Genomic DNA, 23,428 nt, shown 5'->3' with positions numbered 1-23,428 from the left:
TCCTACCGGGTGCCCGTCCGCCGCCACGCCGGCTCGGCGCCGAGGAGCGCGGCGAGCTTGTCGTCGTAGGGGGCGTAGTGGTCGGCGAGGCGGCGGTGCAGGTGGTCCGGCAGCGGGGACCCGGGCCGGGCGTTGTGCCGCTCGAACGCGGCGGGCCGCCACCGCGGCAGGCCGAGGAAGTCCAGGATCGAGTCGTAGCAGGGCTCGGGCTCGGAGAAGAAGTCCTCGGCGTACACGACCAGCACCCGTTCCCGCCCGAACAGCTCGAACAGCCGCTCGATCTGGTCGGCGTACTGGCCGCGGTCCACGTACGAGTGGTGCCGGTGGCTGTGGCTGACGTACGCCGGGTCGGCCTTGATCCTGTCGACCTCGCCGGCGAGCCGCTCCGGCTCCAGGTCCAGCGCCCGCTCGAACGGCTCGGTCTCGAATCCGCGGGCCAGCTCGTGCTTGTGCGCCGAGTAGGCGCGCACCACCGGGTCGCGCAGCAGCGCGATCAGCTTCACGCCGGGCAGGTCGCGGGCGATCCGCTCCGGTGCCAGCGGGTGGTGCATGTAGTAGCCGGCGGACTCGAACGCCAGCGGGGCCGCCCCGCCCGCTTCCCCGCCCGCCAGGCCCGCCGAGGCGACGCGGCGTTCGGCGAGCGGGCGGATCGGGAAGTGCCCCCGGTACCAGGCCAGGCCGCGCGGGTAGTTGACGTCGAAGTAGTGCACTCCCTTGTGGAAGTTCGGCTGGACGGTCGCCGGGTGCGCCGCCAGCGCCCGGAACAGCGACGTGGTGCCGCCGCGCTGCGTCCCGACCAGCAGGAAGTCCGGCAGCATGCGGGCGCCCGAGGTCAGCCGCCCGCCGGCGCGGGTGGCCGCGCGGCCGGCCTCCTTGACCCACTGCGGGGCGTCACGGCGCGAGATCAAGGGGTCCTCCCGGAGTCGGTTCGCGGCGGGTGGGAGCGCAGCAGTTCCAGTAGCCGTTCGGCGTCGGCGCGCAGCGGCCCGCCGATCGGCTCCTGCGCGGCCAGCAGGTAGCGGCGGCACAGTTCCAGCAGGTACAGGCGGACGGTGGCCTGCGCGGCGGCGCCGGTCGGCCCGAGGGGCTCCAGCGTCGCGGCCGCGGTGTCCGGCCAGGTCGCGTAGGGCGGCCCGGACGCGGTGCGCATCGCCTCCTGCAGCCGGTAGTGCAGCAGGTCGAACCCGTTCGGGACGCCGCGGGCGAACCGCTCCCAGTCCCACAGGCGCAGCACGCCGCGGTGCCAGGCCATGTTCCAGGGCGTCCAGTCGCCGTGCCAGGCGCCGAAGTCGAGGGCCAGGTCCCCGTACGCCTTTCCGGTGTGCTCGATGACGTCGCCGAACCGGTCGCGCTGCCCGCCGTCCAGGACCCGCGCGGGGCTCGCGGTCATCGCGTCCCAGAAGCCGCTGTCGCGCAGCGCGGCCCGCTCGACGCCGCCGACCTCGAACAGCGTCCGCATCTCGTCCAGCGGGGCCCGGCCGCGCGGGCGCCAGCCGAGCGCGCCGGTCGGCAGGGGTTCGAGGACGAGCAGGTCCAGCCGGTGCCACGTCCCGTGGTGCAGCAGCCGCGGGACGTGCAGCCGGGCCCGGCGGTCCCCGTGCTCGCCGGCGGGGGCGGGCAGCCGCGCGTTCAGGTACGCGAGGGCGTCGGCCTCGCCCGCGAGCAGGTCGCGGGCCGTGCCGGTGTCGCCCACCTTGACGAACGCGACCGGCTCGCCGTGCGGGGACAGGACGTGCAGGATCGGCTTGCGGTTGGCGCGGGCGCTGCCGAGGCCGATGCTGACCACGACCGGGCGGCCGAGCAGTTCGGCCAGCCGGTCCTCGATGGACGCGCCGCCGCCGGTCACCAGCAGGCGGTCCTTCAGCCCGCGCTCCGGAATCCCGGTGCGGACGGCCGCCGCGGTGACCCCGCGCGCGGCGCGCTGCTTCGGGCCGAGGTCGTGGCTGTAGCGGCGCAGCGCGGCCGCCGCGGCCCGCGGCAGCCCGGCCGGCACCAGCAGCCGCGGCCGGCGGGCGTCCGGCAGGAACGCCAGCTCCCGGCGGGCGCCGGCCGCCGCGCCGGGGCCGGCGGACTCGACGCTCGCGTCCGGCCACAGGTCCTCGACGGCCTCGATCCAGGCGCGGCGCACGTCGTCGCCGCTCATCGCGGCGCCCCGGCGGCGGCGCGGGGGGCGGTTCCGCCGCGGGCGTCCCGGCGGGCCCGCCACATCAGCGCGACCGCGATCATCACCGTGTACAGCGGTACCTCCACCATGTCGTACGTGATCATGAAAAGCCCGCAGGCGATCAGCACCGCGCAGCCCGCGAGCGAGTAGGCGCCGCGGTCGCGCCAGTGCCGGAAGAACCGGAGCGCGAAGAACGCGCAGAACGCGATCGTCCCGATCAGCCCGTTGGCGAAGATCAGCAGCCACAGGTGCCCCTGCGTGCCGAGCGGCGGCGACTCGCACGCCTTGCAGCCGATCTGCGCGCCGCCCGCCACCTGGCCGAGGTCGCCCTGCACGTTGCGGGTGGAGCCGAAGCCGATCAGCGGGGACCCGGTGAGGGCGCTGCGGGTCGTCTCCTCGGCGAGCAGCGTGCGGCGGTTGTTGCTGTGCGGGTTCTCCAGCCGGTCCTGGACGAGTCCGGGCAGCGGCGACAGCGCCACGACGATCGCGCCGACGGCCGCCATCCCCGCCGTCCAGGCGATCACCCGGGGCCCGCCGACCTGGAGGAGCTTGACGACCCCGAACAGCCCCATCACGCCGAGCGCCGCCCACAGGCCCCGGTTCAGCGAGTAGACGACCGGCCACAGGGACGCGGCCAGCACGACGAACGCGAACACGCGGCGGCGCGTCCCGGCCCGCAGGACCCAGGTCAGCAGGAAGTACGGGAGGAAGAACGCGTAGGCGGCGCCCCAGGTGTTGGCGTAGGCGAACGGCGCCATCGGCCGGGACTGCTCGAACCCGAGGATCGACTCGATGTCGGCGACCTTCGGATGGACGATGTCGCGGACGAACGAGTTCTCCGCCAGCCCCCGCGGCAGCATCATCTCGACCGGCGAGGTGAGCTGGAGCGAGGGGAAGAACGAGCCGATCAGGCCGCCCACGGTCGTCACGACGAACATGAGGCCGAGCAGCCTGCCGATCCGGCCGGACGGCAGCTCGCGCTCGCTGAGGTTCCCGATGTACAGCAGGACGACGGTGAACGAGGCGTACCAGGCGAGCCGCCAGCCGTAGACCAGCAGCCGGCTGAAGCCGCCGCCGGGTTCGGCGTAGGGGGCGTCCGCCCACAGCACCAGTACGCCCAGCAGGACCCAGACCAGGAAGAACAGCCAGACGCCGAACCCGCTGGGGGCGACGAGCGTGCCGCGCCGCCGCCACAGCGTCAGCGCCATCGGCACCGTCATGACCAGCAGGACCACGTTGGCGAGGCCGAGGATCCACCACAGCGGGAAGGCGAGGAAGGCGACGCTGAGCGGCCAGCCCGGTTGCAGGCGCCACGGCAGCAGCCGCGGCGTCGCGAGGGGCGTGTTCCCCGCGATCCCTCGCATCCCGGTCAATCACCGCTCCGTTCCCCTGGACGCACCGGCGGGTCGCGCGGACCGCGCCGCCCGGTCACCGGACGCGCCGCCCGCGTCCCTGGAAGGACGCGCATCGTTGGTGGACGCCCGGCCGTCTGCCTGGGACGACACCGGGCGCTGGCCACATGCGGCCATGCTGGCCGGTCCTCCGCCGCGGCGGGCCGAGCGTCCTTCCGAGGTGCGCAGCGTACCCCGCGGGACGCGGTGGACGTGCCCGCGGATCCGCGGGCACGAGCGCCGCGGGGCCGGGACACACCGCCGTCCGATGGTTGAAACCCAAAAGTTAATGATCCGATCGGTGGCGGCACTTGGACACTGGTTACGCTTGCCCGGCGCCGGTCACCTTTACGCGCACGATACGGCTGGTTTGCTTCTACAAAGCACGGAGGGGTCGATGGGCAGACGCAGGTGGGGGACCATCGCCGCGGGGGCCGTCCTGGCGCTGGGGACGCTGACGGGCCTCGTCACCGCCCCGGCGCACGCCGACGACAGGGGCTCGATGCTCGACCACGGGCGCGTGGTCGGCGACGACCCGGCGGACCACACTCCGCAGGTCCTGGACGGCGACGTCAAGTCGATCATCAAGATCGGCGGCAAGATCTACGTGGGCGGTTCCTTCACCCAGGTCAAGGAGCCCGGGGGCGGCAAGCCGACGCTGACCCGCAACCGGCTGTTCGCCTTCGACGCCGCGACCGGCGCGATCGACCCGAACTTCGCGCCCAGCCTCAACAAGGGCGAGGCCAGCGCGCTGCTCGCCGCCCCCGACGGGCAGTCCCTCTACGTCGGCGGCAGCTTCAGCGAGATCAACGGCGTCCGCCACTTCGTGCTCGCGCGGCTCAACGCGCAGACCGGCGCGCCGATCACCTCGTTCAACCCGCAGTTCGACGCCAGGGTGCGCGACCTGCGGCTCGCCGGCGGCCGGCTGTACGCCGCCGGCACCTTCAGCACGGTCGGCGGCGCGGCCCGGCCCGCCCTCGCCGCCCTGAACCCGCAGACCGGCGCCCGCGACGACTTCCTCGACCTGGACTTCGCCGGAACCCAGACCGGCGACGGCGTCACCCAGGTCTACAAGATGGACGTCACCCCCGACGGCTCCAAGCTCGTCGGCATCGGCAACTTCAGCTCGGTCAACGGCGCGACCCGGCGGCAGATCGTCATGATCGACCTCAGCGGTGCGAGCGCCCAGCTCGCCAACTGGGACACCACCCGCTACGCCGACCAGTGCTCGCAGTCGTTCGACACCTACATGCGCGACGTCGACTTCTCGCCCGACGGCACGTTCTTCGTCGTGACCACCACCGGCGCCTACCGCAGCCCGCCCAGGCTCTGCGACACCCACGCCCGCTGGGAGAGCGCCGCGACGGGCGGCGGTCAGCAGCCCACCTGGGTGAACTACACCGGCGGCGACACGAGCTACGCCGTCGAGATCACCGACACCGCCGTCTACGTCGGCGGCCACTTCCGCTGGGCCAACAACCCCTTCGCCGCCGACCGGCCCGGTGAGGGCGCCGTCGCCCGCGAGGGCATCGCCGCGCTCGACCCGGCCAGCGGCCTGCCGTTCTCCTGGAACCCCGGCCGCGACAAGGGCGTCGGCGTCTTCGACATGCTCGCCACCGCCGAGGGCCTGTACATCGGCAGCGACACCGACAACGTCGGCGGCGAGTGGCACCCCAAGCTCGCGCTGTTCCCGCTCGCCGGCGGCCAGGCCGTCCCGCCGAACCACACCGGTGAGCTGCCCGGGAACGTCTACTCCGCGGGAGGCATCGGCCTCGGCGCGCAGAACTACCTCAAGCACCGCTCGTTCGACGGCACCACCGCGGGGAACGAGGTCGCCGACGCCACCGGCGGCGTCGACTGGCGGTCCGCCCGCGGCGCCTTCATGATCAACAATGAGCTGTTCCACGGCGGTTCGGACGGCTCGTTCAACCGGCGCTCCTTCGACGGGACGACGCTCGGCGCGCCCACCGCGATCGACACCGCCGACCAGCTCGTCAACATGTCCGCCTGGCACCAGCAGGTCGACGACATCACCGGGATGTTCTTCTCGCACGGCCGGATCTACTACACCCGTGGGCAGTCCGCGCTGTACTACCGGACGTTCACGCCCGAGAGCAACGTCGTCGGCGCCCAGGAGTCCACCGCCGTCACCGACCTGCCCGGCATGAGCTGGAGCAGCGTCGGCGGGATGTTCGTCGACGGCGAGCACCTGTACTACGTCAACAACGGCAACGGCAGGCTCTACCGCGTCGCGTTCTCCGAGGCCGGGGTCCCGTCCGGGGCCTCCACCGAGGTGAGCGCCGCCGACTGGCGCGGCCGGGCGGTGTTCCTGTTCGCCGGAACGCCCAACCAGAAGCCGAACGCCACCTTCACCAGCAACTGCGACGCCCTGGAGTGCGGGTTCGACGCGTCCGCCTCGGCCGACCCCGACGGCTCGATCGAGTCGTACGAGTGGGACTTCGGCGACGGGGAGACCGGCACGGGCGCGACGCCGCAGCACGCCTACGACGAGCCCGGCACCTACACCGTGCAGCTCACGGTGACCGACGACCGCGGCGGCGAGGGCACCAGGTCCCAGGAGATCACGGTCTCGCCGAACCAGACCGACATCGCCTTCCGGGACGGCGTCGGTGGCAACGCCAACGTCAGCACCGCATACGCCCAGATCCCCGCGTCGGTCCAGCCCGGCGACGGCATGATCCTGATCCTGACCTACAACAGCGGCGACCACTCGATGACGACGCCGCCCGCAGGCTGGACGCAGGTCGACAGCCAGGAGGTCGGCAGTTCGACGTCCGTCCTGTGGAAGCGGGTCGCCCAGGAAGGGGACGCGGGCCAGCAGGTCAACATCGGGCTGAGCGGCTACACCAAGGCCGACATCCGGCTGCTGGCCTACGACGGCACCGACACCTCCGACCCGATCGCGGCGGTCGCCAAGGGCAGCGACCCCACGGCCGTCACCGAGCACAGCAGCCCGAACGCGGAGGTCGCGGCGGGCGGCTCGTGGGCGGTGACGTACTGGGGCGACAAGTCGTCCAGCACCACCTCGTGGACGGCTCCGGCCGGTGTGACGACCCGCGGCACGGGCGTCGGCTCGGGCGGCGGGAGGATCAGCGCCCTGATCGCCGACAGCGGCGGCGCCGTCGCCACCGGCGGCTACGGGGGCAAGACCGCGACGACCGACGCGGCCAGCCGCGCCGCCATGTGGACGATCGTCCTCGCCCGGGGTGCCGGCGGGGCGGGCAACCAGGAGCCGACGGCCGCCTTCGCCAGCGACTGCGACGCCCTGGAGTGCGGGTTCGACGGGACCGCCTCGACCGACCCGGACGGTGACGTCGAGTCCTACGCGTGGGAGTTCGGCGACGGTCAGGCGGGCACGGGCGCGACGCCGCAGCACACCTACGACGAGCCCGGCACGTACCCGGTGCGGCTCACGGTGACCGACGACCGCGGCGGCGAGGCCACCACGACCGAGCAGGTCGTGGTGGCGTCCGCCCAGGCCGCGGGCATCTCCTACCGCGGCGGCACGGGCGGCAACGCCAACGTCAGCACCGCCTACGCGCAGATCCCGGCGTCGGTCCAGCCCGGCGACGGCCTGATCATGGTGCTGACGTTCAACAGCGCCGAGCACGAGGTGACGACGCCGCCCGCGGGCTGGACGGAGGTCGACAGCCAGGAGGTCGGCAGCGCGACGTCCGTCCTGTGGAAGCGGGTCGCGCAGGCGGGTGACGCGGGCCAGCAGGTCAACATCGGGCTGAGCGGCTACACCAAGGCCGACATCCGGCTGCTGGCCTATGCGGGTACCAGCACCTCCGACCCGGTCGCGGCGGTCGGCAAGGGCAGCGACTCCAGCGCGGTCACCCAGCACACCAGCCCCGACGCCTCGGTCGGCGGGGCCGGTGCGTGGGCGGTGACGTACTGGGGCGACAAGTCGTCCAGCACGACCGCCTGGACGGCACCGGCCGGTGTCACCACCCGCGGGACCGGCATCGGGTCCGGCGGCGGCCGCATCACCAGCCTCATCGTCGACAGCGGCGAAGCGGTCGGTGGCGGCGACTACGGGGACAAGACCGCGACGACCAACGCGGCCAGCCGCGCCGCCATGTGGACGATCGTCCTCGCCCGCGCATAACGCGGCCCGAACGCGAACGCGCCCCCGCCGGAACCTTCCGGCGGGGGCGCGTTCGCTTGCTCGGCGGTGGTACCGGCTCAGCGGGGGCAGGGCTCAGCGGGGGCAGGGCTCAGCAGAAGTCCTGCCATGCCTTGCGGCTCGGGTCGTCCAGGAGGCGGAAGTCGCCCGTCTCCCAGTCGAGGTCGAAGTAGGAGACCCAGAGCGCGCCGTGCTTCTTCAGGTAGGCGTTGGTGTCGCGGAGCCAGGCGGCGCGCTTCTCGCCCTTGTCGTCGCCGACGAGGTAGCTGCCGGTCTCCGCGACGCCGAAGGGCAGCCTCTCCTGCTCGCTGAGCGTCACGGCGCGGTCGTACATGATGGCCGGGGAGTCGTAGCGCCCCTTCTTCCAGCCGAGGTTGTAGGTGTCCCACCCGAGGACCTGGATGACATCGCGGCCCGGGTAGTAGTCGCGCCAATTGCGCTTGGACTCCGGTTCGAGGCTCCAGCTCATGAGGACGAGCGTGGCGTGCAGCCGCTGGTTGCCGGCCTTGTCGGCGAGGCCCCGCAGATGGCGCCAGGCGGCGCGGTAGTCGGCCGCGGTGAACTCGCCCTTGGCGATGTTGTCCTCGGGCTCGTGGTAGTAGACCCAGTAGACGTCGCGGTCGCGGGGCGCGGTGGTGAACCAGCGGGTCATGGCCGCGTCGTGCTTGCCCGCGAGGACGTCCTCGGGCGCGAGCTTGAACGAGATGATCGGCGGGCGCTCGCCGATGTCGGGGTTGCCGGGCCACGCCGGGGGGACGCCGCGGTAGAACAGCCGGACGGTCTCCAGCCCGCCGTACCTTCCGTCCAGGCGGCCGAGGGCCTCCTGGAACGTCTCGCCCGGCTTGAGGTTGAGGGAGACGCCGCAGAGCGTCCTGCCGTCACCGGGTCGCTTCGCGGGCCCGGCGGACGTGCTCGGCCGCGGCGCCCGCCAGGTCGGCTCGGGGCCGGGCCGCGGCAGGGCGGTGCCCGACGCGTCGGGCGTCCCGGTGGCGGACGGGCTCGGGGACGCGGCCCGCCCGGGACGGGTGGTCAGCACGAGGCGGGGCCCGCCGGCACCGGCCTCCCGCGAGTGCACCGACGCCGCCGACGACTCGTTCCGGTTGGTGACGGCGAACGCGTAGCGGCCGGGACGGTCCACGACGGAACCGACGTCGAAGGAGATCCTGTCGTCGCGGGCGGTGGCGGTCGCGACGACGCCGCCCGTGCCGGGCCGGTTGCTCCAGGACGTACCGGTCTCGCTCCAGGGGCCGGTCACCGAGCGCAGTTCGACCACCTCGGGCCGGTTCTCCGGGCGGTCGAAGGTCAGCTCGACCCGGGCCCCGGTGATGCGGGACGTGCCGCGCGGCACGTCGAACGCCACGTACGCCTCGGTGTGCCATTCGGGCCAGACCGAGGCGGTGATCTTCCCCGCGTCGCCGAACCCCCGGCCGGGCATCTCGCGTACCACGTAGGTGTCGGCCGCCGCGGGCACGACGGACTCGGCGGTGGCGGACGCCGTCCGGGCGTCGCGGCCGGGCGCGGGGCCGCTCAGCGCGATCGCGGCGACCGAGCCGCCGACGACCAGGAGGGTGCCCGCGGAGGTGTAGTAGAAGGAGGGGCGCGGACCGCGCCGCCGCCCGCGCCGCGGTGCCGGCGGCACGGGCTGCGAGCGGCGCGCGTCGGGCCGGTGGTGACCGCCGCGGAACGGGTCGCGTTGGTGCACGGGCAGCCCCTTCCAACGGCTGGTCGTCGCCCCTTTATCTCACGTCGTCCCTTTATCTCACAGGGGACCCACCGGGCTCAGCCCAAGGGGAACATCCCGATGCGGCCGTGGTACTCGCGGCCGAGCTGGTCGGTGTCGCTGCCGACGAGGAGGCCCTTGGGGTGGGCGACGAGCGCCTCGACGCCGTGGCCGAGCGTCCGCGTCGGGTTCCACGCGAGCGCCTTGCCGGTCTGCGGGTTGATCGCGCCGATGCCGGGACGCGACACCGCGCCGGGGCCGGCGTGGTCGCGCCCGTACGGGTTGTCCAGCCAGCGCTGGTGCCCGCCGACGTAGACGGCGGCGCCGGTGACCGTGGTGGACAGCAGCGTGTCGCCGCCGGTCCAGTTGACCCAGGTGGGGTCCTGGCCGGAGCCGGTGCGGCCGGCCTCCCAGCGGGCGGCGCTGTCGCACAGCTGGCTGGTGCCGTAGGGGCCGCCGGTGGTGACGACCACGAAGTACTTGCCGTCGGGGGAGAAGTCCATGCCGCGCATGTAGGTGTCGAACGCGGCGAGGTTGCAGGGGGTGGCGTACCGCCCGGTGGACCAGGTCGACAGCTTCGCGGCGCCCGAGCCCGTGTTGATCATGGCGATCTGGTGCCGGGACTGCCCGTTGACCTGGGTGAAGGTCCCGTTGATCACCATCCGGCTGTCGGCGGGGTCGACGGCGAGGCGGTAGACCTTGAGGGTGCCGGACCGCGGCTTGGTGATGGTGAAGTTGAAGCCCGTGTCGGCGGCGCCGGTCAGCGCGTCGAGCCGCGCGAGGGCGGTGCGGGCCTTGCCGCCGGCCTGGGTGAACGAGCCGCCGATGTAGAGCCGGAGGCCGCGGCGCACCATCGTGGTGACGCGGTAGTTGACGTTGGGCTTGAACCCGGTGTGCACCTGGTTCGTGGTCGCCCGGATCGAGGCGACGGTGCCCGTCTTCCTGCCGTTGACGTTCTTGAACGTCCCGGCCATGTAGACCCAGCCGCCCGTCCCGGCCTGGAGCGCGTGGACGGTGCCGTCGACCTTGGGGACGAACGTCGTGCTGATCTTGCCCGTGCCCATGTCGTAGGCGAACAGGTTGTTCCGCTTCAGCGTCGGCTTGCCGCTGCCCGCCTCACGGACCTCCGTGAAGTTTCCGCCGACGACGACGAGGCTGCCGGTGACGGCGATCGTCCGGACGGTGCCGTCCAGGACGTGGGGGGTGTTGTTCACCGGGTTGTCGGAGACCACCTTGGACTGTGCGATGTCGGCCGAGGCCGCGCTCGCCACTGCCGGCACGGCGAACGCCGCGAGAGAGGTGGCCGTGAGACAAGCGATGAAGGGGCGCATGGGGGTACTCCGGAGTGCGGCCGGGGTCGGTGATGGCATCTTGTCCTACCACATGGGGGATTCTCGGGCAGCGGTTAGGGGCAAAGCGTCGCGCGATGGAGACGGCTCACGCCGCCGGGTTCTTGCCGTGGCGGACGCGGTGGAGAGCGACCCGGGCCAGGTAGGAGCCCAGTTCGATGGTGTATCGGCGCCAGAGGCGGCGCGGTTCGCGGGCCAGCCGGTACAGGAAGCCGATTCGCAGCCTCAGGACCCACGCCGGGTAGTAGTCGCGGCGCTCGGCGAGATGCTCGAAGTACGCGCCGCACGTGAGGATGACCGGCGCGGTGAGGCGGTCGCGGTACTCGGTCACGAACCGCTGCTGGAGGGGCGTCCCGAGGCCGACGTGGAGGACGTCGGGGGACGCGTCGTTGATCTCGGCGACGAGCCGCTCGGCGGTCTCCGCGGGCAGCCGGCCGTGCTCGTCGGCCCAGTGGCCGTGCAGGGTGCCCGCGACGGCCAGGCCGGGATACCACTTCCGGACGTTCTCGGCGGCCTGCTCGGCGACGCCCGGGGCGTTGCCGAACAGGAACACCCGCCAGCCCTCCTCGGCGGGCTGCCCGAACAGGTCGTCGGTGAGGTCGTCGTTCGCCATCCGCCCGGGGACGGGCCGTCCGAAGATCCGCGCGGCCAGCACGACGCCCCAGCCGTCGGGGAGGTTGAGGTCGAAGCCGTTCATCAGGTCGCGCAGCGCGTGGTCCCGCTGCGCCTTGCGGACGTAGTCCGGGTTGGCGAAGGTGATCGTCAGCTTCGTCCGCTCCTTGACGGCCGCCGCGACGAACGACCGGAGCTGCGCGACGTCGATGCGGCTGACCCGCACGCCCAGGACGTCGACGGTGTCGTGCGGCCATCGGTCATGCGGCCATCGTTGGTCCACTCGTGCCCTGCCCTCCTGGACTGCCCGCGCCGACGGGGGATTCGGCCCGAGAGGGCAGCGTATCCCTCCCGCGGGCCCTGCGAAGGCGCAGCACGAGCCAGCCGGCCGCCGCCGCGGTGAGGAGGCCGAGGAGCGTCCACCCGAGGGGGGCGGGCTCCATGCCGAACATCTTCAGCGACGACGCGACCAGGACCAGGACCAGGAAGCGGCGGATGAGCGTGCTCGGGGCGCGCGAGGAGACCTTCGAGCCGAGGTAGACGCCGGGGATGGAGCCGACGAGCAGGGCGGCGGTGACCTCCATCCGGAAGTCGCCGAAGAGCAGGTGGCCGATGGCGGCCGCGAACACCAGCGGGACGGCCTGGAGGAGGTCGGTGCCGACGAGCTGGTTGGCCTTGAGCGCCGGGTAGAGGGCGAGCAGCGCGACGATGATGAGGGAGCCGGAGCCGACCGAGGTGATGCCGACCACGAGCCCGCCGACGAGTCCCACCAGCACGGTCGGCACGGGGCGGACCCGGATCTCGGGCGCCTTCCCCTCGTTCTCCGGTGTGCCGGACCGCCGCCGGTGCGACAGGTAGGCGCGCAGGACGAGCCCGCCCGCCGCGATCATCAGCGCGACGCCCATCGCGACGCTGATGACGTCCTCGACCCGGCCGCCGTGGCCGAGCGCCCGCGCGAGCAGGACGCCGGAGAACGCGGCGGGGACCGAGCCGGCGCAGAGCCAGCCGACGAGCCGCATGTTGATCGTGCCCTGGCGGTAGTGGACGGCGCTGCCGACGGGCTTCATCACGGCGGCGGCGACGAGGTCGCTGGACACGGCGGCCATCGGGCTGACCCCGAAGAACGTCACGAGCATCGGCGTCATGAGGGCGCCGCCGCCCATGCCGGTCAGCCCGACGATGATGGCGACGAGGAACGAGCCGAGCGCCATTGTCCAATCGAAGTCCATTGGCATGACCTACCAGGTTTGTAGGGAATTGCGTCCACGATAGGGCACCTGACTTCCGTGTCGTAACCCGGGTGGCGAGGTACAAACGGGACGTGTTGGACGGGTTACGCCTGGTGGGGCCTCCACCGGTGGGGCCGGGGGAGGCCCCACCGGGGCGCTACGCGGGCCGTACCCAGCCGCCCTCGACCAGCAGGTCGAGGACCTTGCCGACCGCCTCGTCCGGCGCCATCCGGGACGTGTCGAGGGTCAGGTCGGCGTCGTCCGGCTCCTCGTAGGGGTCGGAGATGCCGGTGAACTCCGGGATGAGTCCCGCCCGCGCCTTGGCGTACAGGCCCTTGCGGTCGCGGCGCTCGCACTCCTCCAGCGGCGTGGCGACGTGCACGAGGATGAAGTCGCCCACGGCGGACACCATCCGGCGCACCTCCGCGCGGGTCGCCGCGTACGGCGCGATCGGCGCGCAGATGGCGGTGCCGCCGTGCCGGGTGATCTCGGCGGCGACGAACCCGATCCGCCGGATGTTGAGGTCCCGGTCGGCGCGGGAGAACGTCAGGCCGGCCGACAGCATCCGCCGCACGACGTCGCCGTCCAGGAGCGTCACCGTCCGGCCGCCGCGCTCGACCAGGGCGTCGGCCAGCCCGCGCGCGACCGTGGACTTCCCGGAGCCGGACAGGCCGGTGAAGAACACCGTGATGCCGCGGGACAGCTTCGGGGGCCGCGCGAGCGCCAGCTCGGCGGCGACGGCGGGCGGGGTGAACCAGTCGGGGATGGGCTCGCCCGCGTCCAGCAGCTCCCCGAGGCGCTCGGGCGTGAGCTCCGCCTGGACGTGGTCGGGCTCGATCCGCGCGACCGGCCGCCAGACCTCCACGTCGGCGTCGTAGGCCCACGGCTCGGGCACGACGACGGGGACCGCGGTGCCCTCGACCTCGTGGTCGGCGAGCAGGTGGGTCGCGCCGTACGCGGCCGCGATGTGCGAGTGCAGCAGGACTTCGCGGTCCTTCAGCTCGCCGCGCGCCGGCAGTGGAACGGGGATGATCTGGGTGCCGTCCGGAAGTTCCCGGCGGACGGCCAGCAGGGCGCGGACGAGGGACTCGTCGTGCTCACCGCCCAGCATCGGCAGTACGAGGACCTTGGCGCCGAGCCGCTCGGCGACCTGCCGGAGCTGGCCGAGCTGCTTGCGGTGCAGGGGCTCGCCGGTCGCCACCCCGAGCACGTTGGCGGGGGGTGTGGGGGGTCGTCCCCCCTCGGGAGATTCTGGGAGCACGTTGCCGGGGGGTGTGGGGGGTCGTCCCCCCTCGGGGGATTCTGCGAGCACGTCGCCCTCGTGGGGGGCGAGTTCGTCCGGGCGGCGGCGCAGGCTGTGGAAGGGGCCGTGCGCGGGGGCGCGGAGGGCCTCCAGCGGTCCGGCGAGGCGCCGGTCGCGGGTCGTCGGGTCCTGCCACGCCTCGGTGACCCGCAGCACCGCGAGCGGCACGCCCTCCGGGTCCTGCAGGACGATCCGCTCGTGCCCGGTCAGCTCCTCCGGCACCGACAGGGTGACCGGGACCGGCCACGGGGTGCCGTCGGCCAGCCGGCCTCCGGCGATCACCATGGCGGTGTCGTACGAGCCGAGGAACCCGGTCAGCGGGCGGTACACGCCGGCCAGGATCAGCTCCAGGTCGGCGAGCTCCACCGCGTCCGGGGTCCAGGTCGGCAGGTCGCGCAGCGTGTCGGGAAGGCCGGCGTCGGCGGTCACCGCGATCTCCGATCCCGCCCGGCGCGCGGCCGGGCTGGTTCCGTGTGCATGGAGTTTCCGCAGGAAAAATACTGTGCCGCCGGGGTGGACGCACCTCCGGCCCGCGTGCGGGCCCCGCTCAGATGACGCGGGCGAAGCGGTTCTCGGGCTTGCGGATCACGAAGGTGACCTCGCTGTGGTCCGCGGTGAGGCGTCCCCGGCTGACCGCCGACACGAGGCGGCAGAGCAGCTCGGCGGGGCCGGTTCCGGCCCCGAGCGCGTCGATGGCCTGCCGGGAGGTGTACTCCTCGGAGATCACCAGCCCCCGCATCACGCAGTACCACTGGATGCCCGCGCGGGACGCGATCCGGTCGTAGGTCGCCGGGGGCGGGCCCGTCCGGACCACCGGCCGGGGCGGCCGCCGGGTCGCGGGCTCGGCGCGGGTGTCGGTGCCGGGTGTGCCCTCGCCGCCCTGGGCGGGGACGCGGGCGTGGGCGCCGCGCGCCCCCCGGCCCGGCCGGACGCGCTTCCGGCGGCGGCCGGAGGGGTGCATCCACCTCGGCAGCGCCCGGTCGAGGAACCCGTAGGCGGTGTTGCGGTCGCGCATGTGGATGAGCAGCAGCCCGCCGGGCTTCAGCGCGGCGACGAACCTGTCGAGCACCAGTTCGGCGTGCGGGACGCGCTCGATGAGGTACGAGGCGTGGACGATGTCGTAGGAGCGCGGCGGCAGCGGCACGGTGCGCAGGTCGCCGAGGTGCCAGGCGTCCAGGTCGGGGCGCTCGCAGGTGTAGGCGCGCAGTTCGGGGGACTCCATGTCGACCCCCGTCAGGCGGTGTGCGCGGTCGCCCAGGTCGAGACCCGTCCCCCAGCCGCAGCCCGCCTCCAGGACGTGGATCCGCTCCAGGGGCCTCTCCAGGGCGTACTGGCGAGCGCGTTCGGAGAAGAGGTCGCCATCACTTACCGGCGGCGTACGCAGATCGGTCACAACTTCGCAGCGTAATCGCACGATCGCGGTCCGTCCGCTATTTGCCCGTTCTTGGTGACGGTCGTGTCGCGCTGCGTCGTCTTCCCCGGTCGCGTTCCCGGTCACGTCCCCGGTCGCGTCCCAGGTCGCGTGTGGGAGCCGTGCCGTTGCCGGAACGGCGGCCCCCGCGGGCGCGTAGTCTGGTAGCCGTGCCGGGGTCCGCGGGATTTCCGGGTTTTCGGGCTGCCCTGCCTCGGGGTGAATTGCTAAGTTGCGGGCGAAAATGACGCTTTCTGGACTTGTTGACCTTGCGAGCACCGACCCCGGTCTGCGGCGCGCCCTCGACCGGGCGCGCGTGGACACCGAGGTCGTCGCGCCCCCCTCGCTCTGGCCGATCCTGGCCGCCGCCCTGAGCCGCCGGCTCCGTGCGGACGGCGGCGGCGCGGTGCTCGCGGTGACCGCGACCGGCCGGGAGGCGGAGGACCTGACCGCGGCGCTGTCGAGCCTGCTCGACCCGGACCGGGTGGCGCACTTCCCGGCGTGGGAGACGCTGCCGCACGAGAAGCTGTCGCCGCGTTCCGACACCGTCGGGCAGCGGCTCGCGGTGCTGCGGCGCCTCGTCCACCCGAACGCCGCCCACCTGGACGCGGCCGGGACCGCCGGCGGCAAGGGCGGTGCCCTGGACGTCGTCGTGACGCCGGTCCGCGCGGTGCTCCAGCCGATCGTGTCGGGGCTGGCCGACCTGGAGCCGGTTCGGCTGGTGTCCGGCGCGGACGCCGACATGGACGAGGCCGTCCGGAGCCTGGTGGACGCCGGGTACCACCGCGTCGACCTGGTGGAGAAGCGCGGCGAGATCGCGGTGCGCGGCGGCATCCTGGACGTGTTCCCGCCCACCGAGGAGCACCCGCTGCGGGTCGAGTTCTGGGGCGACACGGTCGAGGAGATCCGCTACTTCAAAGCCGCCGACCAGCGCTCCCTCGAAGTGGCCCAGGACGGGCTCTGGGCACCGCCGTGCCGGGAGCTGCCGCTGACCGGGCAGGTGCGGGAGCGGGCGAGGGCGCTGGCCGAGGAGCACCCGGCGCTCGCCGAGATCCTCGGCCGGATCGCCGACGGCGACGCCGTCGAGGGCATGGAGGCGTTCTCGCCCGTGCTCGCCGACGACATGGAGCTGCTGACCGACCTCCTGCCGGACGGGTCGGCGCTGCTGGTGTGCGAGCCCGAGCGGATCCGCACCCGCGCGGCGGAGCTGGTCCGGACGAGCCAGGAGTTCCTGGAGGCGAGCTGGGTCAACGCGGCCGCGGGGGGAGAGGCGCCGATCGACCTCGGCGCCGCCGCGTTCCGCTCGCTGGAGGACGTCCGGGCGCACAGCACGGAACTGGGCCTGCCCCGCTGGAGCGTGACGGCGCTCAACCCCGGAATGCGCGGCGAAGCGGGCACCGGGGGGCCGGCGGGGTCGTCCCCCCTGGAAGAGGCAGCCCTGGAAGAGGCAGCGGATGCGCTGAACCTCGGGGTGCGGCCGGCCGAGGCGTACCGGGGCGACACCACGCGCGTCGTCGGCGACGTCAAGGGCTGGATCGACGGCGGCTGGCGCGTCGTGATGGTCACCGCCGGCCACGGGCCCGCCGAGCGGCTCGTCCAGCTCCTCGGGGAGGAGGGCCTCGGCGCGCGGCTCACCGACCTCGCCGCGCCGCCCGAGCCGTCCCTGGTGTCCGTGGCGACCGGGCTGCTGGAGAACGGGTTCGTCTGGGAGTCGGCCGGGCTGGCGGTGCTGACCGAGACCGACCTGTCCGGGCAGAAGTCCTCGACCAAGGACGCGCGGCGGATGCCGTCGCGGCGGCGCGGCGGCATCGACCCGCTGCGGCTCAAGCCCGGCGACTACGTCGTCCACGAGCAGCACGGCGTCGGCCGGTACGTGGAGATGGTCAGCCGGACCGTGCAGGGCGCCACCCGCGAGTACCTGATCCTGGAGTACGCCAAGAGCGACAGGCTGTTCGTCCCGACCGACCAGCTGGAGGAGCTGACCCGGTACGTCGGCGGGGAGGCGCCGAGCCTGCACCGGCTCGGCGGCGCCGACTGGCAGAAGGCCAAGTCCCGCGCCCGCAAGGCCGTCAAGCAGATCGCCGGGGAGCTGATCCGGCTGTACTCGGCGCGGATGGCGAGCCCCGGGCACCCGTTCGCCCCCGACACTCCGTGGCAGCGGGAGCTGGAGGACGCGTTCCCCTACGTGGAGACGCCCGACCAGCTCGCCGCCATCGACGAGGTGAAGGCCGACATGGAGCGGCCCGTGCCGATGGACCGGCTGATCTGCGGCGACGTCGGCTACGGCAAGACCGAGATCGCGGTGCGCGCGGCGTTCAAGGCCGTCCAGGACGGCAGGCAGGTCGCGGTGCTGGTGCCGACGACGCTGCTGGTGCAGCAGCACATGTCGACGTTCAGCGAGCGGTTCGCGGCGTTCCCGGTCACGGTGAAGCCGATCAGCCGGTTCCAGTCCGACGGGGAGATCGAGGAGACGCTGCGCGGGCTGTCGGACGGCACCGTGGACGTGGTCGTCGGCACCCACCGCATCCTGTCGGCGCAGACCCGGTTCAAGAACCTCGGCCTGGTGGTCATCGACGAGGAGCAGCGCTTCGGCGTCGAGCACAAGGAGGAGCTGAAGCGGCTGCGGACGCAGGTGGACGTGCTCGCGATGTCGGCGACGCCGATCCCGCGGACGCTGGAGATGGGCCTGACCGGCATCCGGGAGATGTCGACGATCCTGACTCCGCCGGAGGAGCGGCACCCCGTGCTGACGTTCGTCGGCCCGTACGAGGAGAAGCAGATCGCCGCCGCGATCCGCCGCGAGATGCTGCGCGAGGGCCAGGTGTTCTTCGTGCACAACCGGGTCCGCTCGATCAACAAGGTCGCGGCGAACCTGGCGAACCTCGTCCCGGAGGCGCGCATCGGCATCGCGCACGGCCAGATGAACGAGCACGAGCTCGAGAAGGTCATGGTCGACTTCTGGGAGAAGAACTACGACGTCCTGGTCGCCACGACGATCGTGGAGTCCGGGCTGGACGTGCCGAACGCGAACACGCTGATCGTCGACCGCGCCGACATGTACGGGCTGTCGCAGCTCCACCAGCTGCGCGGGCGCGTCGGGCGCGGCCGGGAGCGGGCGTACGCCTACTTCCTGTACCAGCCGGAGCAGCCGCTGACCGAGACCGCGCACGAGCGGCTGTCGACGCTGGCGCAGCACACCGAGATCGGCGCCGGCATGTACGTCGCGATGAAGGACCTGGAGATCCGCGGCGCGGGCAACATCCTGGGCGCCGAGCAGTCCGGCCACGTCGCGGGCGTCGGGTTCGACCTGTACGTCCGGATGGTCGGGGAGGCCGTCCAGGACCTGAAGGAGGGCGGCAGGGAGCCCGAGGCCGTCGAGACGAAGGTCGAGCTGCCCGTCGACGCGCACCTGCCGCACGAGTACGTGCCGGGGGAGCGGCTCCGGCTGGACGCCTACCGCCGCATCGCCGCGATCACGTCCGAGGATGAGATCGGCGCCGTGCACGACGAGCTGAAGGACCGGTTCGGGCCGCTGCCCGTGCCGGTGCTGAACCTCCTGGAGGTGGCGCGGTTCCGGGCGAAGGCGCGCCGGGCGGGGCTCGCGGACGTGACCGTCCAGGGCAACTTCGTCAAGTTCTCGCCCGCGCGACTGCCCGACTCCAAGCAGGTCAGGCTGCAGCGGCTGTACCCGAAGAGCATCCTCAAGGCCACGACCGACACCCTGCTGGTGCCCGCGCCGAAGACCGCGCCGATCGGCGGCCGGCCGCTGCGCGACCAGGAGCTGCTGCGCTGGGCGACGGACCTGGTCGAGGCCCTGTTCCTGGAGACCGCATCAGCCACCGCCGCGCGGTAGTGTCGGGCGCGTCTCCCGAGCCCGACCGATCAGATGGGAATTTTCCGTGTTCGGTAAGTCCGTGAAGGTCGCGGTGGCCGCCGTGCTGGCGGCCGGCGCGCTGGCCGGCTGCGGCGGCACGCCGAAGGCGGGCACCGCCGCCCTCGTCGGCGACGACCGCATCACCGTCACCGAGCTCAGCCAGGACGTCCGCGACTGGCGCGAGCAGTTCCGGGCGGACCCGGTCGCCAACGAGATGCGCGCGAATCCGGGGAACCCGGCTCAGCAGCTCGGCGCCGACTCCGAGTCCGACGTGCGGGGCGCGCTCACCCTGCTGATCAACTTCCGGGTCGCCCGCGAGGTGGCCGGCGAGGCCGGGGTCGAGATCACCGGCGGCCAGGTCGACCGGGCGGTCGAGAGCCTGAACCGGCAGGGCGGGGCCGAGTCGATCACGCTGGCGAGCGGGCTGCCCTGCGACCGCACCCGCGACCTGGCGCGCCTCGTCGCCACGCAGGCCGCGGTGATGGAGCGGTTCGGGGCGGACTTCACCAATCAGATGAACCCCGCGACGCAGCGGGCCGGGCAGCAGTGGAACGACCTGTTCCGGCGCACCGCGGACGAGATGAAGATCGAGGTCAACCCCCGCTACGGGAGCTACGACCCGGGCAAGTTCGAGATCAACCCGGCCGAGCAGCGCCTGTCCAGGCCCGACTCGGGTATCTGACGCGCATGGGCCTGACACTGCTGGCGACCACCCACCGGGTGGCGCCGGGACTGCTGACCTGCCGCGCCTGGGACGCGCTGCGGTCGGCGTCGTCCGTCCGGCTGCGGGACGGGCACCCGCTGCTGCCGTCCCTGCGCGACGCGGGCGTCGCCCCCGAGGTGGTGGCGGAGCCCGACGCGTCCCGGCTGGTCGCGGACGCGCGGGGCGGGGACGTCCTGTGGGTGGCCGCGCCCGAGGGCGACGAGCCGCTGCTGCGGGAGATCGGCACCCTGGTCGTGCACGACCCCGTCGACGTCGAGGTGCTGCACGGCTCCTACGACCTGCCCGGTGCGCGGCTGCTCGACCTCGTCTCGGTGATGGACACGCTGCGCCGCGAATGCCCGTGGGACCGCAAGCAGACGCACGCGACCCTCGTCCCGTACCTGCTGGAGGAGGCGTACGAGGTCCTCGACACCGTCGAGTCCGGCGACTACGGCGCGCTGCGCGAGGAACTGGGCGACGTGCTGATGCAGGTCGCGTTCCACTCGGTGGTGGCCGCCGAGCGCGCCGACGGGACGGAGTTCACCATCGACGACGTGGCGGGCGCGATCGTCGACAAGCTCGTCCGCCGCCATCCGCACGTGTTCGGGGACGTGACGGTCTCCGGTGCCGACGAGGTCAACGCCAACTGGGAGCAGATCAAGGCGGCCGAGCGGGCGGAGAAGGGCGGTGCGGAGGCGTCGGCGCTCGACGGCGTGCCGATGGGGCAGCCCGCGCTGTCGCTGGCCGCGCAGCTCCAGCGCCGCGCCGGGCGGCTGAAGGCCCCGGCCGAGCTCGCGGACGATCTCCCGGCCGATCTTCCGGCCGATCTTCCGGCCGATGCCGCCGCGGCGGGCGGCGAGCTGGGCGTACGGCTCTTCGAGCTGGTCCGGGAGGCGACGGAGCGGGGCGTCGATCCGGAGTCCGAATTGCGGGCGGTTTCCCGGGTATTTCGGGATCGTGTCCGATCCTGGGAGCGCCGAGCGCCGCACGCCTGATCTGCCGCACGGTCACGGCGCTATGAACCGGGACATCGGGGATGGGGTGGCCCGGCCGGGGGCGCACGTTTACGCTAAGCGCGTGCTGGCTGGGACAGAAGGTGACGATCCGGACGCGGGAGACGACGTTTCCGGCGATCCGCGGCGAGCGCACGGCCCGGGGCGCCCCCGCAGGTTCCTCAGCGGGTCCACGACCCGCGCGGAGAAGGCCCGCGCGGTCCGCGGGCTCGGCGCGCTGGGCGGTGTCGCCGGTTTCCTCGTCGCCCTCATGCTGCTACCAACCGCGTGCACCGCGGGCATCGGCGCCCGCGACACCGCGGACTGGTTCCTCACCGAACCCGAGGGGCTCTCGACCGCCGGCGTCCCGCAGCGGTCCCGGGTGCTGGCCGCGAACGGCCGCACCATCGCCACGTTCTTCTACCAGAACCGGGTGGACGTCCCGCTGGAGAAGATCGCGCCGGTGCTGCGCAAGGCCGTGCTGGCCATCGAGGACAGCCGCTTCTACGAGCACGGCGCCATCGACGTGCAGGGCACCCTGCGGGCGCTCGCCAGCAACGTGAGCAGCGGCGAGGTGACGCAGGGCGGCTCCGGCATCACGCAGCAGTACGTGAAGAACCTGCTGCTCACCCAGGCCGACTCCAACGAGGAGCGCGCGGCGGCGAAGGAGATCTCCGCGGCGCGCAAGATCCGCGAGCTGCGGTACGCGGTCGCGATCGAGAAGCGGTTCCCCAAGGACGAGATCCTGCGCCGCTACCTCAACATCGCCTACTACGGCGACGGCGCCTACGGCGTCGAGGCCGCGTCCCGGCACTACTTCTCCAAGCATGCCTCCGAGCTGAACCTCGCCGAGGCGACGCTGCTCGCGGGCGTCATCCGCTACCCCTACGCCTACGACCCGACCCAGCACGCCCGCGCGGCCCTGGAGCGCCGCAACGTCGTGCTGAACCGGATGGCCGAACTCGGCATGATCGACTTCGCGGAGGCGGAGGCGACCAAGAAGCAGCCCGTCAAGCTGGACATCCAGCACACCCGCAGCGGCTGCGTGGCCAGCGAGGCGCCGTTCTTCTGCGACTACGTGCAGCGCGAGATCCTCGCCAACAAGGTCTTCGGGGAGACCGTGAAGGAGCGGGAGGAACTGCTCAAGCGGGGCGGGCTCACCATCCGCACCACCATGGACCGCAGGGCCCAGAAGGCCGCGCGGAAGGCCGTGCTCGCCTACGTCCCCGCCAAGAACTCCGCGCACAAGGCCGCCGCCGAGGCGATGGTGGAACCGGGCACCGGTGAGATCAAGGCCCTGGTCGTCGGCCGCGAGCTCGGCCCTGACGAGGAGCGCGGCAAGACCTGGATCAACTTCGCCGCCGACGCCAGCCACGGCTCCAGCATCGGCATGCAGGCCGGGTCCACGTTCAAGGCGTTCACCCTGGCCGCCGCCCTGGACGAGGGCATGCCGTTCGGCACCCGGCTGATGGCGCCGGAGAAGTACACGCCGGTCGGCTTCCGCAACTGCGACGGCGAGAACGTCGGCGACCCGACGGCGTCGCTGGGCAACGCCGCCGACGGCGAGGGCGGCCGGAGCTTCAGCCTCGTCACGGGCACCCACCACTCCGTGAACACCTACTTCCTGGCCCTGCAGAAGGAGGTCGGCCTGTGCGACACCGTCAAGATGGCCGAGCGGCTCGGGATGCGGCAGGCGAACGGTAAGCCGCTGGAGCAGTTCCCGTCGTTCACGCTCGGGTTCAACGCCGTCTCGCCGCTGCGCCTCGCGGCGGCCTACGCGGCCTTCGGCGCCCGCGGCGAGTACTGCGAGCCGATCGCCATCAAGGCGATCACCGATGCGTCCGGCAAGAAGCTGAAGGTCCCGCCGCGCGACTGCGAGCAGGTGCTCGACCGGGACGTCGCGGACGCCGTCAACCACATCCTGAGCGGCGTCCTGACCAAGGGCACGGCGCGCGGCATGGGGCTCGGCCGCGACGCCGCCGGCAAGACCGGCACCGTCGACAACTTCTCCGCGGCCTGGTTCGCCGGCTACACCCCGGACCTCGCCGCGGCCGTGTGGGTCGGCGACCCGCGCGGCGGCTACAAGCACCCGATGACGAGCCTGTGCCTGGACGGCCGGTGCTACGGCTCGGTGTTCGGGGCGACGATCCCCGCCCCGATCTGGCAGCGGAGCATGCTCGGTGCGCTGCGGGGCACGGACGCGAGCCCGTTCCACCGGCCGCCGTCCTCCTACTTCAGCCGGGGCTCGGGCGAGGACCGCGTCCAGGTGCCCGACGTGCGCGGCATGAGCCTCGACGAGGCCCTCGGCAAGCTCCGCGCCGCCGGCTTCACCACCCGCGTCGGCGAGCGCGTCAGGTCCCGCCGGTACGAGCGGGGGACCGTGGCCGAGATGTCGCCCGGTCCCGGCTCGGTGGAACCCGGGACGACGATCACGCTGCGCGTCAGCAGCGGCCCCGGACGAGGCGGTGCGGACGAGGACGGCCCGCGGCGCCCCCCGACCCGGCCGCCCGGCACGCCGCTGCCGACGAAC

Annotated in this window: 14 protein-coding genes; 5 read left to right on the top strand and 9 right to left on the bottom strand. The window is 73.0% G+C overall.

Annotation, left to right across the window (positions count from 1 at the left end; translation table 11 throughout):
* Window positions 1–2 precede the first annotated feature (2 nt).
* Genes E1289_RS21195 through E1289_RS21185 form a run of 3 tightly spaced genes read right to left on the bottom strand, consistent with a single transcriptional unit; the run spans window position 3 to window position 3,528 of the window.
* A complete protein-coding gene (locus tag E1289_RS21195; protein WP_131982780.1) occupies window positions 3–908 on the bottom strand; it encodes a sulfotransferase domain-containing protein in 906 nt (301 codons plus the stop codon).
* Window positions 905–2,143, bottom strand: a complete 1,239-nt coding sequence (locus tag E1289_RS21190) for a hypothetical protein (RefSeq protein WP_131982778.1) — start codon at window positions 2,141–2,143, stop codon at window positions 905–907. The genes E1289_RS21195 and E1289_RS21190 overlap by 4 nt, the downstream gene beginning before the upstream one ends.
* Window positions 2,140–3,528 (bottom strand): hypothetical protein, encoded by a 1,389-nt coding sequence (locus E1289_RS21185; RefSeq protein WP_131982792.1) that lies wholly within the window; start codon window positions 3,526–3,528, stop codon window positions 2,140–2,142. The genes E1289_RS21190 and E1289_RS21185 overlap by 4 nt, the downstream gene beginning before the upstream one ends.
* A 424-nt stretch (window positions 3,529–3,952) precedes the next feature.
* Between E1289_RS21185 and E1289_RS39700 the strand changes: the two genes are divergently transcribed.
* A complete protein-coding gene (locus tag E1289_RS39700; RefSeq protein WP_165970562.1) occupies window positions 3,953–7,687 on the top strand; it encodes a PKD domain-containing protein in 3,735 nt (1,244 codons plus the stop codon).
* Window positions 7,688–7,796: 109 nt separating this feature from the next.
* On the opposite strand, the gene E1289_RS21175 is transcribed toward E1289_RS39700, so the two are convergent.
* The 6 genes from E1289_RS21175 to E1289_RS39695 form a co-directional block, all read right to left on the bottom strand.
* Window positions 7,797–9,407: a DNRLRE domain-containing protein gene (locus E1289_RS21175; RefSeq protein ID WP_131982776.1), complete on the bottom strand. Its 1,611-nt coding sequence runs from the start codon at window positions 9,405–9,407 to the stop codon at window positions 7,797–7,799.
* 77 nt (window positions 9,408–9,484) lie between these two features.
* The gene (locus tag E1289_RS21170) at window positions 9,485–10,756 is read right to left on the bottom strand and encodes a hypothetical protein (RefSeq protein WP_131982774.1); all 1,272 of its coding nucleotides are present in this window, start codon (window positions 10,754–10,756) and stop codon (window positions 9,485–9,487) included.
* A 106-nt stretch (window positions 10,757–10,862) separates the two neighbouring features.
* Window positions 10,863–11,669: a WecB/TagA/CpsF family glycosyltransferase gene (locus E1289_RS21165; protein WP_131982772.1), complete on the bottom strand. Its 807-nt coding sequence runs from the start codon at window positions 11,667–11,669 to the stop codon at window positions 10,863–10,865.
* Window positions 11,647–12,615 carry a sulfite exporter TauE/SafE family protein gene (locus E1289_RS21160; RefSeq protein ID WP_131982770.1) on the bottom strand — a complete coding sequence of 323 codons (969 nt, stop codon included), beginning with the start codon at window positions 12,613–12,615 and terminating at the stop codon, window positions 11,647–11,649. The genes E1289_RS21165 and E1289_RS21160 overlap by 23 nt, the downstream gene beginning before the upstream one ends.
* A 157-nt stretch (window positions 12,616–12,772) precedes the next feature.
* The gene (cysC, locus tag E1289_RS21155; protein WP_131982768.1) at window positions 12,773–14,347 is read right to left on the bottom strand and encodes an adenylyl-sulfate kinase; all 1,575 of its coding nucleotides are present in this window, start codon (window positions 14,345–14,347) and stop codon (window positions 12,773–12,775) included.
* Between the two features lie 118 nt (window positions 14,348–14,465).
* The gene (locus E1289_RS39695; protein WP_243713021.1) at window positions 14,466–15,311 is read right to left on the bottom strand and encodes a class I SAM-dependent methyltransferase; all 846 of its coding nucleotides are present in this window, start codon (window positions 15,309–15,311) and stop codon (window positions 14,466–14,468) included.
* A gap of 262 nt (window positions 15,312–15,573) precedes the next feature.
* On the opposite strand from E1289_RS39695, the gene mfd reads away from it, so the two are divergent.
* The 4 genes from mfd to E1289_RS21130 form a co-directional block, all read left to right on the top strand.
* Complete coding sequence (gene mfd / locus E1289_RS21145) at window positions 15,574–19,182, top strand: transcription-repair coupling factor (RefSeq protein ID WP_131982766.1); 3,609 nt, start codon at window positions 15,574–15,576, stop codon at window positions 19,180–19,182.
* A 46-nt stretch (window positions 19,183–19,228) separates the two neighbouring features.
* Window positions 19,229–19,885: a hypothetical protein gene (locus E1289_RS21140; protein WP_131982764.1), complete on the top strand. Its 657-nt coding sequence runs from the start codon at window positions 19,229–19,231 to the stop codon at window positions 19,883–19,885.
* Window positions 19,886–19,890: 5 nt separating this feature from the next.
* A complete protein-coding gene (locus E1289_RS21135) occupies window positions 19,891–20,901 on the top strand; it encodes a MazG family protein (RefSeq protein WP_131982762.1) in 1,011 nt (336 codons plus the stop codon).
* 82 nt (window positions 20,902–20,983) lie between these two features.
* A partial coding sequence (locus tag E1289_RS21130; RefSeq protein WP_165970561.1) for a transglycosylase domain-containing protein occupies window positions 20,984–23,428 on the top strand: 2,445 nt, incomplete at its 3' end.

The sequence above is a fragment of the Actinomadura sp. 6K520 genome (genome assembly GCF_004349245.1).
Lineage (GTDB): Bacteria > Actinomycetota > Actinomycetes > Streptosporangiales > Streptosporangiaceae > Spirillospora.
Note: the sequence above shows the minus strand (reverse complement) of the source record. Positions and strands in the feature narration are given on the sequence as shown.